Below are 2,037 nucleotides of genomic sequence, written 5' to 3' on the forward strand. Positions count from 1 at the left end.
GATCGGGAGGAGCGCGGAGACGTGCGTCACGATCGCCACCGCCTTGGCCAGCGCCTGGCGCTGCACCCCGCGCAGATGCGGCACGAGGCTGCGGTCAGAGCCTTTCGCGACGGTCGCGCCGGTGCCCTGCGGCACGGCATAGGCGGTGTGCATGCGGATGGTGCCGCGCAGCTTCTCGGCCACCGCCATCTGTTCGGGTTTGCCCATGCCCTCGGGCACCTCGGTGATCTGCGCCAGATCGTAGATCGCCGGCGTGGTGAAGGAGGCGAGCTCCCAGCCGGTCTCGCCCAGCACATCGAGCAGTTCCGGCACCGAGAAGGCGCGGTCCTGCCCGTGCAGCAGCAGGTCGTAGAAGCCCGCGTCGCTCTTGTGGTGATCGCCGAGGTTGCGGTTGCTGGCGAAGGGATGGCCCTCGGGCAGGGTCGCGGCGATGGTCTTGGCGCGCGCCAGCCGCTCTTCCGGTGGCAGCCCCTCGAAAAGCGCGCCAAAGGCCTCCTGCAGCGGGTAGACGCCGGAGCGGCCATAGGGCGCATAGACCATGAAGCCGAGCCCGCCACCGGGCGCCAGCGCGGCGCGCAGGGCGCGGAAGCCCTCGGCGGGATCGGGGAGGTGATGCAGCACTCCGCAGCAGTCGATGTAGTCGAACTGGCCGTACTCGGCGGCGTCGAGCAGGCTGGCGGTATGGAAGGCGATGTTCGACAGCCCGCGCATGGCGGCGCGCGCCTCGGCCACGGCACGCGAGGCGGTGGAGAGATCGAGATAGGTGATCTTCGCCGCGACCCCCGCCTTGTCGAGCAGCGTGGCGAGCTGGATCAGGCCGTCGCCGGTGCCGCCGCCCGCCACCAGCACGCTCAGCGGCTGCGACCAGTCGCGTTTGCCCCGCCAGAGGAAGTGATCCATCTCGAGCGGGTGCGAGGGCGAGCCGGTGATCAGCCGGGTCTTCTCGTCCTCGGGATCGCGCTCGGGATAGGGAAAGGCTTCGTATTGTTCCTTGACGCTGACCATCCGGCGCGGCCCTCCTTGATGCGGGCGCGACCCTGCCACGGCGCTCCGGGATTGTCCAAGCCTCAGCGCGCCTTGCGGGCGATCTCGATCTTGGCCTCGAGCAGCGACATGTCCTGCATCAGGCGCCTGCGCGCGCTGCGGTCGGCGGTCTCGCGCAGCTCCTCGCGCAGCCGAGCAAGCTCGCGCGAGAGCGAGACGAACTCGGGCACCGCGCCGTTGTCCTTCAGGATGCGGTTGAGGACCGCGTTCTCGGGATCCTCGCAGGCGGGCAGCCGCTTGCCGGCGCCGGGGAGGTTGTCGAAGGCGCCCTCGCCCTCGGCCTTGGCGATGCGGGCATTGATCAGGTCGATCAGCGGATGGTCCATCAGCCTCTCCCGGGCGGTGCGTGGCGCTGCGGGCAAGGATGCCGCAGATCGCCCGGCGCTTCCAGCCCCCGCGCGGCCTAGCGGCGCAGCGCCTCGACCGCGCGGGTCATCAGGTCGAGGAAGGCGAGGCGCTCGGCCTCGCTCATTTCGGCGGTGGCGCGGGCGTTGACCGCATGCGCCTCGGCCTGCGCCGGCCCCTGCAACTCGCGGGCACGCTCGGTCAGGTGGATGGTGCGGGCGCGGCCATCGCCCTCGTGGGCGCGGCGCTCGATCAGCCCGTCGCGCTCCATGCGCTTGAGCGTGTTGGCCATGGTGGCCTGCTCGACATCGAGCCGCTGCACGAGGTCGCGCTGGGTCAGCCCGTCCTCGCGCCAGAGCTCGAGCAGGCACTGGAATTGTGCCGGCGCCAACCCCATCGGGTTGATGCGCTCGGCCAGCGCCTGGGCAAACAGCCGGGCCTGATGATTGGCGAGGTACCCGGCGGAGCGGGACTTGTCGAAATCCTTCATGCGCCCTGCCTAGCAGCGCCGCAATCGTAAGGCTATCGGCAGTTTCGAGAGAGCGGCGCGTGCAATTTCGCCTGTCCTTCGCGGCGTGGGGGGGGGGGGGGGGGGGCGGCCGGCCCCCCCCCGCGCCCCCCCCGAGAGAGGGCGAGGAAAGGACCGGG

At 70.9% G+C, this 2,037-nt stretch carries 3 protein-coding genes; all 3 read right to left on the reverse strand.

Annotated elements, in window-relative coordinates:
* Positions 1-1,005: class I SAM-dependent methyltransferase (locus AC6RA4_RS22055; RefSeq protein ID WP_500163965.1), on the reverse strand; the 1,005-nt coding region annotated here is incomplete at its 3' end.
* A 62-nt stretch (positions 1,006-1,067) separates the two neighbouring features.
* Positions 1,068-1,370 (reverse strand): DnaJ family domain-containing protein, encoded by a 303-nt coding sequence (locus AC6RA4_RS22060; RefSeq protein WP_500163967.1) that lies wholly within the window; start codon positions 1,368-1,370, stop codon positions 1,068-1,070.
* A 77-nt stretch (positions 1,371-1,447) separates the two neighbouring features.
* Positions 1,448-1,879 carry a MarR family winged helix-turn-helix transcriptional regulator gene (locus AC6RA4_RS22065; protein WP_500163969.1) on the reverse strand — a complete coding sequence of 144 codons (432 nt, stop codon included), beginning with the start codon at positions 1,877-1,879 and terminating at the stop codon, positions 1,448-1,450.
* Positions 1,880-2,037 lie beyond the last annotated feature (158 nt).

The organism is Salipiger sp., from assembly GCF_059781815.1.

Bases quoted from the DNA above. Each gene is read 5' to 3' on its own strand.
- AC6RA4_RS22060 (WP_500163967.1), bottom strand. From the start codon at position 1,370: ATGGACCATCCGCTGATCGACCTGATCAATGCCCGCATCGCCAAGGCC.
- AC6RA4_RS22065 (WP_500163969.1), bottom strand. From the start codon at position 1,879: ATGAAGGATTTCGACAAGTCCCGCTCCGCCGGGTACCTCGCCAATCAT.